The 14,542-nt window shown below is 61.4% G+C and carries 9 protein-coding genes; 7 read left to right on the plus strand and 2 right to left on the minus strand.

Translation table 11 applies throughout. The features are described from left to right. The first annotated feature begins 129 nt into the window (after positions 1–129). The 5 genes from imuA (at position 130) to GWC77_RS23265 (ending at position 9,721) form a co-directional block, all read left to right on the plus strand. A complete protein-coding gene (gene imuA, locus GWC77_RS23245) occupies positions 130–837 on the plus strand; it encodes a translesion DNA synthesis-associated protein ImuA (protein ID WP_173260729.1) in 708 nt (235 codons plus the stop codon). Continuing rightward, positions 767–2,236: a DNA polymerase Y family protein gene (locus GWC77_RS23250; RefSeq protein WP_173260731.1), complete on the plus strand. Its 1,470-nt coding sequence runs from the start codon at positions 767–769 to the stop codon at positions 2,234–2,236. Before imuA ends, GWC77_RS23250 begins: the two co-directional genes overlap by 71 nt. A gap of 9 nt (positions 2,237–2,245) precedes the next feature. Further along, on the plus strand, positions 2,246–5,392 hold the full coding sequence (locus tag GWC77_RS23255; protein ID WP_173260734.1) for an error-prone DNA polymerase: 3,147 nt from the start codon (positions 2,246–2,248) through the stop codon (positions 5,390–5,392). A 302-nt stretch (positions 5,393–5,694) separates the two neighbouring features. Next, a complete protein-coding gene (locus GWC77_RS23260; protein ID WP_173260736.1) occupies positions 5,695–8,724 on the plus strand; it encodes an ABC transporter ATP-binding protein in 3,030 nt (1,009 codons plus the stop codon). A gap of 220 nt (positions 8,725–8,944) precedes the next feature. Then, a complete protein-coding gene (locus GWC77_RS23265; protein ID WP_173260738.1) occupies positions 8,945–9,721 on the plus strand; it encodes a phage tail tip lysozyme in 777 nt (258 codons plus the stop codon). Between the two features lie 65 nt (positions 9,722–9,786). Here the strand turns inward: GWC77_RS23265 and GWC77_RS23270 are convergent, their stop codons facing one another. Then, entirely contained in the window at positions 9,787–10,332 is a 546-nt protein-coding gene (locus tag GWC77_RS23270; protein WP_173260740.1) for a glycine zipper 2TM domain-containing protein, read from the minus strand. A gap of 256 nt (positions 10,333–10,588) precedes the next feature. Continuing rightward, positions 10,589–11,116 (minus strand): hypothetical protein, encoded by a 528-nt coding sequence (locus GWC77_RS23275; RefSeq protein ID WP_173260742.1) that lies wholly within the window; start codon positions 11,114–11,116, stop codon positions 10,589–10,591. A 517-nt stretch (positions 11,117–11,633) separates the two neighbouring features. Between GWC77_RS23275 and GWC77_RS23280 the strand changes: the two genes are divergently transcribed. Next, a complete protein-coding gene (locus GWC77_RS23280) occupies positions 11,634–12,746 on the plus strand; it encodes a porin (protein ID WP_173260744.1) in 1,113 nt (370 codons plus the stop codon). A gap of 194 nt (positions 12,747–12,940) precedes the next feature. Continuing rightward, a complete protein-coding gene (locus GWC77_RS23285; RefSeq protein ID WP_367949087.1) occupies positions 12,941–14,020 on the plus strand; it encodes an NAD(P)/FAD-dependent oxidoreductase in 1,080 nt (359 codons plus the stop codon). The last annotated feature ends 522 nt before the right edge of the window (positions 14,021–14,542 follow it).

The following is a 14,542-nucleotide window of genomic DNA, read 5'->3' on the forward strand; positions in this document are numbered from 1 at the left end:
TATTTACGGGGTGCGTTGCCGGCGCCCGTTCTTCATTTTCTTGCCGTCATCCCAAAAAGTACCTATTCGGAACACTCCGAATACGTGTAGCATACTGTACATCCATACAGGTTATTTCGCAATTGTCCGATGTTTGCCGCTCTTTCCCATCCCGAAGACGTTCACCCTTCGCTCTGGCGCGCATCGCAGCTGGCGCGGGGTGGCCTGCGTACAGTGGATACGGGTTATGCAGCATTGTCGGCCGAGCTGCCGGGCGGCGGCTGGCCCCTCGGTGCACTCGTGGATCTGCTGATTCAGCAGCCGGGGGTTGGCGAAATGCGGCTGTTGCGGCCGGTGCTCGCTGCTCAGGGCCGGCGTCCCATTGCGCTCGTGCAGCCCCCGCATTTGCCCAATGGGCCGGCCTTCGCCTATCTGGAGGTGCCCCTCGAACAATTGATTCAGGTGCGCGCGCCCAAAATGGCCGATGCCCTCTGGTCTGCCGAGCAGATACTCCGGGCCGGCACGTGCGGGGTGGTGCTCTTTTGGGCGCAGCAGGTGCAAACGGCCTCGTTGCGGCGGCTGCATCTTGCCGCCCAGTCGTCGGACACGCTTTTTGTCATGGTGAGGCCGCTCGCAGCCGCTCAGCAGGCCTCGCCGGCGTTGCTGCGGCTGGCGGTGCGCCCGGCGGACGACGGCATCAGCGTCGATATCGTGAAGCGACGAGGGCCGACACGCGCCGAAGCCTTGTCGATTCCCCTGCATCCCAGTCCTATTTTGTTCAGCCGTCATGCGCGTATTTCTCGCCGTCAAACTGTACCGACTCCAGCTGGAGGTATTCCGGCCGAAGTGGTGGCCTGAAGCGGCACAAGGCGCGGTCGTACTCGAAAAAGACAGCGTCATCGTGGCCGATGATGCCGCGCGCGCAGCGGGCGTGCAGTTGGGCATGCGCCGCGGGGGCGTGCTGACGCTGGCGCCGGGTGCCACCATTTACGAGCGCGACCTGACCAAGGAAGAGGCCGCGCAGCGCGAAGTCGCCATGGCGCTGATGCAGTTTTCGCCGGAAGTGAGCATGGTGGACGGAACAACCCTGCTTGTCGATGTCAGTGCGAGTCTGCGTCTGTTCGGCGGCATGCTGCGATTGTGCCGGCAAGTGCGCATCGTCTTGCGCGATATGGGCCTGAGCGCGCGCGTCAGTGCGGCGCCTACGGGGCAAGGAGCTTGGCTGCTCGTTCAGAACGGTCAGCGTCGTTTTCTCGCGATGCGCTCGCTCGCGCGCGAACTCGACAGGCTGCCGTTCGGCACGGTGCCGGATTTTCAATCGTTCGCCGATTGGTTGACCGGTCTCGGCTGCAAGACGATTGCCGATATTCGCCGGTTGCCGCGCGCGGGTTTGCAAAGACGCTGCGGCGCCGAAGTGCTCGCATCGCTCGATCAGGCCTTCGGCGGGGCGCCGGAGCTTTTCGACTGGCTGGAGCCGCCGCCCGTTTTTGCGGCCCGCATCGAACTGCCCGACCGCATCGAGCATGCGGAAGGCATGCTGTTCGCCGCACGCCGGCTCATCGTGCAATTGTGCGGCTGGCTCGTGGCCCGCCAGCTGTCGCTCGCGGCAGCAACGTTTTTTCTCGAGCACGAGCGCGGCCGCGAAGCGGTGGAGCCCACGGCACTCGCGATCACGCTCGGCGAGCCGACCTGGCGAGAAGATCATCTCGTCAAGCTGCTCAAAGAGCGTTTGGGACGTCTGACGCTGCCGGGCTCGGTCATCGCGCTTCGGCTCGAAGCGACGAACGTGGCGCCGGCGGTGCCTGCCTCGGAAACGCTCTTTCCCGAGCCCGGTGGCTCGGCACAGGATCATGCGCGGCTCATCGAGGTGCTCGTCGCGCGTTTGGGAGAGGAAAACGTGCTGCGCGCGGCGCCGGCGGCCGACTATCGTCCCGAGATCGCGAACCGTTGGGTGCCGGTGCATGCCAAGATCCAAGCGGCGGCCGCGCCCGCGGTTCTGCCGCGTCCCACCTGGTTGCTCGAGACGCCCGTGCGCTTGCTGATGCGTCAGCATCGTCCGTTCTACGGCTCGCCGCTCAAGATCGTTTCGACCGGCGAGCGGATCGAGGCCGGCTGGTTCGACGGCGAACTCGTGACGCGCGATTACTTCGTGGCTCAGGCGCAAGATCGAAGCTGCTACTGGATCTATCGCGAGCGCGTAAGCAGTCGCGATATCGAAAAAGAGCCGAGCTGGTTTCTTCACGGGCTTTTCGGTTGAGGCGCGACGATGACTGTTCCGACCGCGCTACCGGCTTATGCCGAGCTTTTCTGCCTGTCGAATTTCACGTTCCTGCAAGGCGCATCGCATGCCGAGGAGTTGGCCGAGCGCGCCGCGCAATTGGGTTATGCCGGCCTGGCGATCACCGATGAATGCTCGCTTGCGGGCATCGTGCGCGCGCATGTGGCGGCCAGGCAAGCGCAACTGCCGCTCGTCGTCGGCTCGTATTTCAAGCTGGTCAACGCCGACGGCTCGCCGGCTTTCGGGCTGATTCTGCTCGCACAGAACCGGGACGGTTATGGCAATTTATGCGAACTCATCACGCTGGGGAGAATGCGTGCGCCGAAGGGCGAATACCGGCTGACGCCGCAGGATCTCGCTCGGCCGGAAAAACCGTACACGCATTTGCGCGGCATGCCCGGGTGCCTGGCGATCCTCGTACCCGATTTCCCCGCCAAGGAGGCGCTGCTTGGCGAGCGCCTGCGATGGCTCGACGCGACGTTTCCCGCCAGAGCGTGGTGTGGTCTCGTTTTGCATCAGCGCGCGATGGACGATATTCATCGCGGCACGATCGAATATGTCGCGCAGCAATGCGCGCTACCGGTCGTCGCGCTCGGGCATGTGGTCATGCATGTGCGCTCGCGCAAGCCTTTGCAGGACACCATGACGGCGATCCGGGTGGGCAAACCGGTGCACGAATGCGGTTACGAGCTTGCGCCCAACGCCGAACAGCACCTGCGCCCGCGGCTGCGGCTCGCCAATCTCTATCCCGAGCATGCGCTGAAGGAAACGACGAACATCCTCGCGCGCTGTACGTTCTCGCTCGATTCGCTGCGCTACGAATATCCGGACGAACTCGTGCCGCCCGGAACGACGCCGACCGATTACTTGCGTCAGGAAACCTATATCGGCGCTCACCGGCGCTTTGCGAGCGGCATTCCGCACGATATTCAAGCCCAGATCGAATACGAACTCGATCTCATACGCGAGCTCGAATACGAGCCTTATTTCCTGACTGTCTATGACATCGTCCGCTTTGCCCGCAGCCGCGGCATTCTCTGTCAGGGGCGCGGCTCGGCGGCCAATTCGGCGGTTTGCTATTGCCTTGGCATTACCGAAGTGGATCCAGCCCGCGGCAATATGCTGTTCGAGCGCTTCATCAGCAAAGAGCGCGGCGAGCCACCCGATATCGATGTCGATTTCGAGCATCAGCGCCGGGAGGAGGTCGTTCAGTACATCTATTCGAAATACGGCCGGGACCGGGCAGCCATTGCCGCCGCAGTGTCGACATACCGTCCGCGCGGTGCGCTGCGCGAAACGGGCAAGGCGCTCGGTGTCGATCCGCAAATCGTCGATCGGGTGGCCAAATCGCACCAGTGGTTCGATGGCAGACGCGACTTGCTCAAGCGTTTTCAGGACTGCGGGCTCGATCCCGAAGCGCCGCTGATACAGGCGTGGGCATCGCTCGCCACGCAACTGCTCGGCTTTCCTCGCCATCTGTCGCAGCATTCGGGGGGCTTCGTCATCAGTCGCGGCAAGCTGTCGCGGCTCGTACCGATCGAAAATGCGGCCATGCCGGAACGTTCCGTCATCGAATGGGACAAGGACGATCTCGAATCGTTAGGATTGCTGAAAGTCGACGTGCTTGCACTGGGTATGCTCTCGGCCATTCGCCGTACGCTCGATTTGGTTTCGCAACTGCGAGGCGAACGTTTCGAAATGCAGGACATTCCGCCGGAGGATACTGCGACGTACGACATGATTTCGCGCGCCGATACGGTCGGCGTGTTTCAGATCGAATCGCGCGCGCAAATGTCGATGTTGCCGCGTCTGAAGCCGCGGACGTTCTACGATCTCGTGATCGAGGTTGCGATCGTGCGGCCGGGGCCGATTCAAGGCGGCGCCGTTCATCCTTATTTGCGGCGTCGCCAGAAGCTCGAGCCCGTCACGTACCCCGGCAAGGCGCTCGAAATTGCGTTGTCGCGCACGCTCGGCGTGCCGATCTTCCAGGAGCAGGTCATGCAGGTCGCGATGCTTGCCGCGGGCTTTACGGCGGGCGAGGCCGATCAACTGCGGCGGGCGATGGCTTCATGGAAACGCAAGGGCGGCCTCGAGCAATACTACGATCGCATCGTAGGCGGTATGACCGCGCGCGGCTACGATAAATCGTTCGCCGACGGTATTTTCGAGCAGATCAAGGGATTCGCCGAGTACGGCTTCCCGGAAAGCCATGCGGCAAGCTTTGCATTGCTCGTCTATGCGAGCAGTTGGCTCAAGCGTCATGAGCCGGAAGCTTTCCTCGCGGCGATGCTCAATAGCCAGCCGATGGGATTTTATTCACCGTCTCAGCTCGTGCAGGATGCGCGGCGCCACGGTGTCGAGGTATTGCCTGTCGATATTGCCGTCAGTCAGTGGGATGCGACGCTCGAACAGGTGGCGCACAGCGAGCGGCCCGCGGTTCGTCTGGGTCTGTCGCAGCTCAAGGGCATGCGCGATGGCGCGGCCGAACGCATCGCCCTCGCTCGAGCGGCGCGGCCGTTCGAGAGCGTACGCGACATGGCGTGCCGGGCCGAACTCGATCGCCACGACTTGCAAGTACTCGCCGCAGCCAATGCACTCGCATCGCTCGCCGGCAATCGCCGCGAAGCGTTGTGGCAATCGGCGGCCGCTGTGCCGGACAAGGACATGCTCGCGCGCGCGGTCCTGGAGGACGAGACGCCGGCGCTCGGTATGCCGTCGGAAGCAGAGGATATCGTGGGAGATTACCGGGCGATGGGCCTGACGCTCGGACGTCATCCCGTGGCGCTCTTGCGCTCGCAATTGAACAAGAAACGGCTGATGCCCGCTGCTGTATTGCAGCATTATCCGAACGGCCGGCTGGCCCGAGCTTGCGGGATCGTGACGGTGCGCCAGCGGCCCGATACGGCGAAGGGCGTGATCTTCGTCACGATCGAAGACGAGACCGGCAACGTCAATGTCATCGTCTGGCCGAAGATGCTCGAACGGCAACGAAAAGAGGCGCTCGGCGCGACGCTCCTCGCAGTGTTCGGTGTATGGCAATGCGAAGCAGAGGTACGGCATCTGGTTGCGCACCGCTTCGTCGACTTGTCGCATTTGCTCGGCGAGTTGTCGACTTCCAGTAGGAATTTTCATTGAGCATAGCGGTTGTTTGGGCAGGTCGCGATAAGGCGGACGGGGCAAATTGCTGCGCTGCATCGTTCTCCAATTCGCATGTCGTGAAGGGGCTGCCGCGCAAGGTTGCTACAGTCCGTGCGTGCGCAAACCGACCTCCATGCTCTATGTCCGCTCGATCTAATCCGGCGGGGCCCGCTTACCTTGGGCCTCTATCCAGCACCTTCCTTGAAGCGCCGCCATACCGGAATTTACGCATCTCCGCCGCGACAACGCGCGCCGCCGGACACGCGTTCGCCAACCTCGAGCGACCGTCGATTCCGAAGATGTGGTCGGCAAGCGGCGAATCGGGAAGCCTCGAAGGCACGATACGCCAGCCCGCTTTCGGAAAACGCCAAGTCTCCGACATGCCGCCTGCGGGAGCACGCCGCTACCGGGGATCGGATGTATTCGATCTTTATGGAAAAGTTCAGCGAGGTGAAATCCCTGCCGGACATTGCATCTACGCGCTTTATCGCAGCGACGATATTCAAGAGCCCGTCAAAGTACTGCGCTGGGCAACCGTTGCCGCGCGCGTCGGCGAACCGAAGGGCGGCTACCTTCAGTGGCGCGCTCCGAATCCGGAAGCCGACAAGATTCCTCGCCCGCTATCCAGATCGATCAGCATCGTTGTGACGGCAGCACCAGTGGACAACCCGGCGTCTTTGCTGCGCGCACCGCTCGCGGAGGATATCTCGAGCAAAGTGGCGTTGCCCGATCGGGTGCATATCAATCTCGACGAATCGACCGAGAGCGAAACGAGCAGCGAAAAGCTGTCAATGCGTTTGCGCGGGCGACAAAAAACCCTCTATAGCCAGGAATTGGAGATGTTATTGGGGCTTGTCCTGCTCGGCCGGCGCGATGACGCACCGCGCGGGAAGATGACCCAACTGCGACAGGTTTTGCGCGAGCCGGCTCCCGCACCGACGATTTCGGTCGCGACCATCGACGTACAAGGCAAGCAGGAGGCCCGATCTGCCATCGCGGGCAAGCGCCTTCTTTCACCTCGGGAAGACGAGGCGTCGCATCGAAGCTTCGCATCGATGTTTGCCGATCCCGCTGCTGTTCCCGGCGAGCCGATCAGGAGTGCCGACGATGTGCTCCGAGGACTGCGGACATTGATTGCCGAGGCCTGCGCAAGCCGAACACCACCGCCGGATGAACAGGCGGCCAAGCCGCATACGTTTCAAACGCTCATCGAGAGTCTGTCGCCCGAGCTACGCCGCGATTTTCGGAGATTGCAGAGCGAGATGGTTGCGATGGCGCGCACGAGCAGAACGCATACGAAACGCGAGGTCGTCGATATCGATGCCAACGACAAACTGGCGGACGGCATCGATCGGTGGATCGACCGGCTGGTTGCCGCGGTAAACGAGAGCGCCGGCGAAGAGGGCGATGTGGACGGAACGCAGATCGAAGCGCTGGCGTGGCTCTACTTCCTCGTGCGCAGCGAAGAGATCAATGCGGCATCCTTGCACAAGGAACTCGATGAGCTCGACGACGGCAAGACGCACATGCAAGGCGAGGTCTATGGGGGATTGGCGCGGTATGGACTTTCCAAGCGAGAGATCGCGGCGCTACTGAGCGACCGCGATCTCGATCTGATTCAGTACTCACCGCGCACCCTCTGGCGCGTCATGAAGATGGTGGCCCGCTTCAGCGATATGCGGGCTCAACGATGGAACATTATCGGCGTTGTCGCGAACTTCGTCATGCAAGGGGTAGCCCGTGGCATTTCGCCGATTGCCTATTCGAACGTGACCCAGGGCAACACCTTCAACTTCGCCGCGTTCACGGAGTACTGGGCGGCAACCTATGTCGCTGGCGATGTGCTCTATTCGAACGGCAAGGCACGTACTGAAAAGGTGCTGCTCCATACAGACAAAAACATCCAGCGAAGCTGGTTGTCACGCATGGTCTATGGCGATAGTGAGCCGCAGAGTTTCGACAAGATGTTCAACGCGCTCGTGCGGGGCCGCGACGCATCGAGCAAGATCATCGGGGACTCGCTCAACATCCTCGGCCCCGCGTTCATGCAGGTCATCGCGGCTGCGGCCGTCTTGTTCAAGTTCGATCCGCGCCTTGCCATCAGTGGTCTCGTTAGTCTGCCAATGATGTATCTCTGGTCGAAACACAACAATAAAAAGATGGAGAAGCTCTATCGGGAAGGCAACGCGGAAATCGACCGCACAGCCGAACGCAATCGGCAATACGTCAACGGGGCGGAAGATCTGCAAAACTTCTCGAGCATGGAGGAGGTTCTCGACGAAATCAGAACGCAATTCGACAACGAGCGAACGCTGGAACACGGCCTGAACCACCGAAAGGCCTGGCAATGGTTCTGGAGCAATCTGCCGATGAACCTCGGCATTCTCGCGACAGTCAGGATGGGCGTGGAGCTCGGCTTGCCGGCCGGACAGATTCTCGCTTCGACGATCGCCTTCGGGGGGCTTACCTATCCGATCCGGATGGTTGCGCAGAAATATTTCGACGAGTTCCCGCGCCAACTCGTCCAGGCTTTGGAACTGGTCGATCAGCTCGGCGCCATCGACGCGATCGACGGTCCGAAAGGTGCACTCGAACGCGCGCGCATCCCGTTTTCGCAGCTCGAGCACCACGACGTGGGTTTTCGCAATATCGGCTACAGCGTGCTCGACGAACACGGTGCAGAAGCGCCGATCCTCGAAGGTGTCAGTTTCACCGTCAAACAAGGGGAGTTCGTCACACTGCAGGGCCCGTCGGGCTCCGGCAAATCAACGTTGGTGAAGAAGGTCGGGGGCATATACAAGCCGACCGCGGGCGAAATCACGATCGGTGATGTACCGCGCGAACAGATCAGACAACGCGGCCCGGACTCGTTGCAAGAGTGGCTGCACTACTCAGGCCAACATGCCAATTTCTATGACGGCACAGTGTTCTACAACCTCAACCGGGACTTCCCCCCCGCGCAATCCGAGGAGGAGATCATCGAGCGTCGCGCAATGATCGCCGACCTGCTGAAACGGCTCGGATTCGATACGGAGAGATTTGATCTCGATCGTACGTTTCCTGACTTCGTGTCGGGGGGCGAGCGCAATCGTCTCAGTCTCATTCGCGCCGTGGCGAACGAACTGCTGACGCCCGATCCGGAAAAACGGGGCATTCTGATGGCCGACGAGCCGACCGCGGGACTCGACGGGGTTCGCGAACAGCGTGTCATCGAACTGCTCGAGGAGGTCCATGCGGGCGGTACGACAGTCATCACTGTGACTCACAACGAACGTCTTCGCAAGATCGGCAGATCCATCGATATGGACGAATTCGTGCAGTCGGCGTGAGCGGTCGAATCGGGCGCGGTGAAAAGCGACTGCACTAGGCATTGGGATCGACTCAAAGCAGACGGAGCAAAGCGCCGGTAATCGTTTCGACTTCCGCTTCGCTTCGACGTCGTCCGCTTCGCGTATCGAAAGTATCGTAAGAATGTCTTTGCTATGTTCTCCGTAGTGCCGGCCCAAATCGCATAGTCGACGGGCCACCCCATCGTCACCGGAGATGGCTGTGATCGATACCGCTGGATTACAAGGGTTTGATACGCTGCTGAGAGAGCCGACGGGCAATCGCCGCGCGTCTTGGAGCACCGCATCGTATCAAGCCGACATCGTCAAGGAAATCGAGCAACTGTTGGCTTTATTTTCGTCTTCCGGCGGGGGCGGCGAGTCCTCGACGGATCCGTTCATGGCGTCCTTGATGTCCGAGGCGCGTGCTGCCGATGCGCTTTTTGCCAGAGCCTTTTCGGGTGCCAACGGGTCTTCATCTTCGAATGGCACTGCGAGCGCAGGTAGCGCCAGCGCCGCCAAGTACTCGGGCGCAAGCGGGGGCGGCAAGCCGGTGGCGAGCTACTTCATGACCCATTTGCAGAAGGATTTCAATCTGACGCCTAGCCAAGCGTCCGGTATCGTCGCCAATCTCTGGTACGAAAGCGGCGGCATGCATCCAAACATGAACGAAGGCGGCCACGCCGGGGCGCCGACGTCGAACATGGGGCAAGGCTACGGCGTGGCGCAATGGACGGGCTCGCGCAAACGGGAGTTCCTCGATTTCGCGGCACGCAACCACATGAACCCGTCGAGCGTGGAGGCGAACTACGCGTTTTTGAAGCACGAGTTGCAGACCACGCATTCGGATGCGATCCGCGCGGTAAAGTCGACGAGCACGGCGAAGGAGGCGACACTCAAGTTTTGCAACGTCTTCGAGCGCCCGGGTGTCCTTGCCCTCAATGCGCGATACGACGCGCTCGCACAGGTAATGCCATCCGGCAACTCCGTGATGGTGTGACGGACTCGCGGTGCGTCGGCATTGCCGGCGCATCCGCCTTGTTGCGCTCGCCCCGCGTTTAAAGTCTAGTAGCGCGAAATCTGATTGCCGTCGATGCGCACGCGGTCGCCCGGCCGCAGATCGCCTGGCGTTTGCATATCGAACGAACGCATGCTGCCGTCGCTCAATTGGATGTCGACGCGATAGCCGGACGGCTGCCCCACGTTCTGACCGATCTGATTGCCGGCGACTGCACCGCCGAGTGCCCCGATAACCGTGGCCGCATCGCGCCCATGTCCGCGGCCGAACTGATTACCGATAACCCCGCCGACCACCGCGCCGACGAGCGTGCCCGCGACGCCGGACGGACTCGTCGCGCCGCCGATCGGGCGAATGCCGGCGACACTGCCGTACTGAGTTCCATAACCGCCCGGTTGAACATAGGCAGGTTGCGGCGGCGGCGTATAGGCAGGTTGCGCATAGCTCGGTTGTGCATAGGCCGGCTGCGCGTATTGCGGTTGCGAACCGTATGCGCCATACGGATTCGGCGCGACACATGCAGTAAGGGACAATCCGGCGGCCGCTATGAGCGCAGTCAGAAGAGTGGTCTTGATCAGCGTGGGGCGTTTCATGATTTGACTCGGTATCGATTGAGCGCTCGCAAAGCGCAAGTAAATCAGTTGCGGATCGGAGTATAGGGAAAGCCGAATCGGCTGTACGCGGGCCCCGGGTAACAGACTGTAAAGTCTGTTGCCGCGCGGCCGATAGGCGCAAAGCGTTGCCGAAACGGACGGTTCGCAAGAATGCGGGATCGTTGCGTTTCGGCGCTCGGCGCTCGGCATGCGCGCACCTGGGTCACGTCCGCGTGCTACGCTTTTCGACGCTCGTTCAACGCACCCCGTAACCTCGGCTTTGCATGCAGTCGCCGTATGCCTGCCAATAGCGCGTCATTGGGGGCTCGGGCGGAGGAAGAGGAGGAAGGTTGACGTTGCTTGCGCCCGATGCGGCATTGAGCGCGGCAGTTTGGCTCGCACCCGATGCGCCCGCGCTCGTTGCCGACGATGCCGGTGTCGCCTGGGATGCCATAGTCGCCGAGGAGGCTGCCGACGCCGCGGCTGCGCTCGCGCCCCCGCTTGCCGCCTTCGCGCGGTCCGCGCCGGGCGGCAACGGCGGCACTGACGTGCCGCGCCCCGCGTCCGGCGTAAACTCGATCGCTTTGGTACGCAACGGGCGCTGCGGTTCGCGCGCGATATCGACGTTCGTCTGTTGCTTGGCCTGCCAATAGCAAAACGCGTTGTCGACACTTTGTGCGCCGGGCGACTGGCTGCGCAACGGATAGACGAGCGGCCGTTGCGCCCAGACGAGTCCGCTCGTCGTCGCAATCAGAACTGCGCCGGCCCATGCTCGAATGCTCATCGCTCGCAATCGTCCCTCGGTTCTCGTATTTCTCGTATTTCTTCGGATACCCATGTTCGCGCCCTGCGCACTTAGGGAAGCAACGCCAAGCATAGGCTTCAGCCGACGGCTGCGGACGAGAGACTATCGGCGCAATCCGCCAACGGATCGGTCGGTATGTCCGACCGGTGCGATGGCGGGCTCATTGCCCATGATCATCGCGGCCCGTGTGTGGTGGATTCGCAACTAGCCGGGCGTTCGCTCGCTTGCGTCCTGAAACCAACGCGCTTCTAAACCACGAAAAAAATCCAACCAAAACAAGGGAATGCACTAATAGCTGCATCTTTTTGTTTCTGTTTTTGCAATAATGTATTCCAGAATACGCGTTTACCCGGACACCCCGTCCCCGTAGACTCGCCCCTCGCTGAACAGCTCGTTCAACCGACATAAGTCATCGCCGTCGAGAGCGCGGTGACCGAGAGCCGTTCTTCCGAAGTCTGGCCACGGGGCCAGTTTGACCAGAAAGGGATTTCCTCCAATGAAAAAGACCCTCATCGTTGCTGCGGTTTCGGCTTCGTTTGCCGTCGCGGCACATGCGCAAAGCAGCGTCACGCTCTACGGCGTTTTGGACGCAGGCATCAATTACACGAGCAATGTCGGCGGCCATTCTGACTGGCAGCAGACGAGCGGCGGGATCGATCAAAGCCGTTTCGGCCTGAAGGGCTCGGAAGACCTGGGTAACGGCCTGAAGGCGATCTTCACGCTCGAAAGCGGTTTCAACGTGAATAGCGGCCGCTTCGCCAACGGCAGCAGCATGTTCACGCGTCAGTCGTTCGTCGGTCTGTCGAGCAACTATGGCACCGTAACGCTCGGTCGCCAGTACGACGCCGAGCAAGACTACCTCGCGCCGCTGAGCGCAACGGGTAGCTGGGGCGGCACGTCGTTCGCTCACTTCGGCAACTTCGACAATCTGAATACGAACTACGGCGTATCGGTCAACAACTCGATCAAGTTCTCGAGCGCGAACTACGCGGGCTTCACGTTCGGTGCGACGTACGGCTTCTCCAACCAGACCAACTTCGCGAACAACCGCGAATACAGCGTTGGCGCGGCCTATCAGTTCCAGGGACTGCGTCTCGCGGCTTCGTACGCGCAGCAGAACAACCCGCTTGCCGCGAATAACGGCGCATCGGATACGTCGGCTTTCGCAGCGTTCGGTGTGCCGGGCAACTTCCGCCAGCGCACTTACGGCGCCGGCGCGTCGTACGCGTTCGGTCCCGCGCAAGTCGGTTTCGTCTGGACGCAGGCTCGCGTCGACAACTTCGCTGTGGCGCCGCTGTCGATCAACCAGAACAACTACGAAATCAACGGCAAGTACAACCTGACGCCGGCGCTGGGTCTGGGTGTCGCTTACACGTACACGCAGCAAAAAGCATCGCTGCTGGGCGTGAGCGCACGTCAGCACTTCAACCAGATCGGCGCGCAAGCCGACTATGCGCTGTCGAAGCGCACGGACGTCTATGCGCAGGTCGTGTACCAGCACGCTTCGGGTAACGGTGCTGTGGCATGGGTGTACAACGCCAATAACGGCGGCATCTCGAGCTCGAACAACCAGACGGCCGCAACGGTCGGTTTGCGTCACCGTTTCTAAAGCGGGTTTCAGCGTTTGATTGCTGTCTGAAAGGCGCCGCATTGCGGCGCCTTTTTTCACGGCCTTCTCCCTACTGGAGGGCGGGCCACTGCATTGCGGGGCCTGCGGCGCCTCTATACTCGATGCCATTGAAACCGGCATGGGCCGACGAGTCTCGCTTCGAGGGCCGCCGCCGTCATCGAGAGGATTCGAACGTGAGCAGCACGTCATCGTCAGAGAACGCCACCATTCGTACCGATGTCCTCATCGTCGGCGCGGGGCCCGTTGGTCTTTTTGCGGCGTTCGAGGCCGGCGTGATCGGTTTGACTTGTCATCTCGTCGACGCGCTCGAGGTGCCGGGCGGCCAATGCATCGAGCTGTATCCCGACAAACCGATTTTCGATATTCCCGCGATACCCGTATGCACCGCGCGCGAACTCGTCGAGCGGCTGACCGAACAATGCCGTCCGTTCGATCCGCCTCAACACTTGGGGCATCGCGTGACGACGCTCGAATCGCACGGTGACGACAAGCGCTGGCGCGTGAGTACCGACAAGGGGCTCGTGTTCGATACTGCGGCGGTGCTGCTGGCTGCCGGCAACGGTGCGTTCGTGCCTCAACGTATCGCACTCGAATCGGCCGCTGCGCTCGAAGGCCGCCACGTCCACTACGCCGTGCGTGAAACGGCCGCATTCACGGAGCAGAGCGTCATCGTGGCAGGGGGCGGCGACTCGGCGCTCGACTGGGCCCTTGCGCTGCGCAATATCGCGAAGCGCGTGACACTCGTGCATCGACGCGAGACCTTTCGCGCGGCGCACGCATCAGTGGAAGAAGCGAAGCGCGCGGCAGCCAACGGCGAGCTCGATATCGTGATCGGTACGATTGCCGCGCTCAACGCCGACGACGGCGTGCTGAAGTCGGTCGATATCAAGCAGATTGGTGGCGAGACGGTCATCGACGCGGATCATGTCATCGCCCTTTACGGCCTCGTTGCCGAGCTCGGACCGATCGCGCATTGGGGGCTCGAGACGCTCGCGGGGCGTGTGGCTGTCGATACGTCGAACTACGAATCGTCGCGCCCAGGCATCTTCGCCGTGGGCGATATTGCCGTTTATCCGAACAAGCAAAAGCTGATTCTTTCGGGTTTTCATGAGGCCTCGCTTGCGTTGCGCAAGGCCTATACCTACGCCTTTCCCGAGAAAAAGCGTACGCATATCCATTCAAGTTACGATCAGAAACTTTCCGAGCGTATTCTCGGTGCCGATGCAAAAAAGGATCTGGCGCCCGACGAATGAACTGAACTACGTCTCGTTCGCCCCGCGATTCCCCGCTTCGTTATTCGCCGTTGAGGTTTCGCTCATCTGCCTATAGTGGCTGCGAAGTCACTTTTATCGATCAGCGGGAGGGAGTCTCAAATGACGAATGTCGGACGAGCGACACAAGGCACGGGAGGTGCGGATCAGCCAGCCCCCACGGAGGGAGGCGCGCATTCGGAACGCGTCGAATCGGGTTCGCATGCAACGCCGCAAGGCGAGAGTCCGGCGTTGCAAGACGCGCCTCAAAAAGGTTCCGGCCGGTCCGCTGCTTTTTCCATCTCGACGCCCGCCGACAATGCCGATGCCAGGGCGCATCTCACGAATTTCCGCTATACCGCGAAGCAACTGGCCAGCGTGGAAGCGGAACACGGTTCAGCTGTGGCGCGACAATCTGGATGAGAGACGCGCGACAAACAAGATGAGAATGTCGCGGCGAGGTTGATGATGCCGATGTTGATTGACGCTGACAAGCGTTTGTTGATTGACGCGCGGCGCATGTTG

The organism is Paraburkholderia sp. NMBU_R16 (assembly GCF_013282575.1).
In the GTDB taxonomy this organism is placed as follows: Bacteria; Pseudomonadota; Gammaproteobacteria; order Burkholderiales; family Burkholderiaceae; genus Trinickia.

Coding starts and splice junctions, on each gene's coding strand:
- GWC77_RS23250 (WP_173260731.1), top strand. CDS start 767: ATGCGCGTATTTCTCGCCGTCAAACTGTACCGACTCCAGCTGGAGGTA.
- GWC77_RS23270 (WP_173260740.1), bottom strand. CDS start 10,332: ATGAAACGCCCCACGCTGATCAAGACCACTCTTCTGACTGCGCTCATA.
- GWC77_RS23260 (WP_173260736.1), top strand. CDS start 5,695: ATGTGGTCGGCAAGCGGCGAATCGGGAAGCCTCGAAGGCACGATACGC.
- GWC77_RS23280 (WP_173260744.1), top strand. CDS start 11,634: ATGAAAAAGACCCTCATCGTTGCTGCGGTTTCGGCTTCGTTTGCCGTC.
- imuA (WP_173260729.1), top strand. CDS start 130: ATGTTTGCCGCTCTTTCCCATCCCGAAGACGTTCACCCTTCGCTCTGG.
- GWC77_RS23275 (WP_173260742.1), bottom strand. CDS start 11,116: ATGAGCATTCGAGCATGGGCCGGCGCAGTTCTGATTGCGACGACGAGC.
- GWC77_RS23255 (WP_173260734.1), top strand. CDS start 2,246: ATGACTGTTCCGACCGCGCTACCGGCTTATGCCGAGCTTTTCTGCCTG.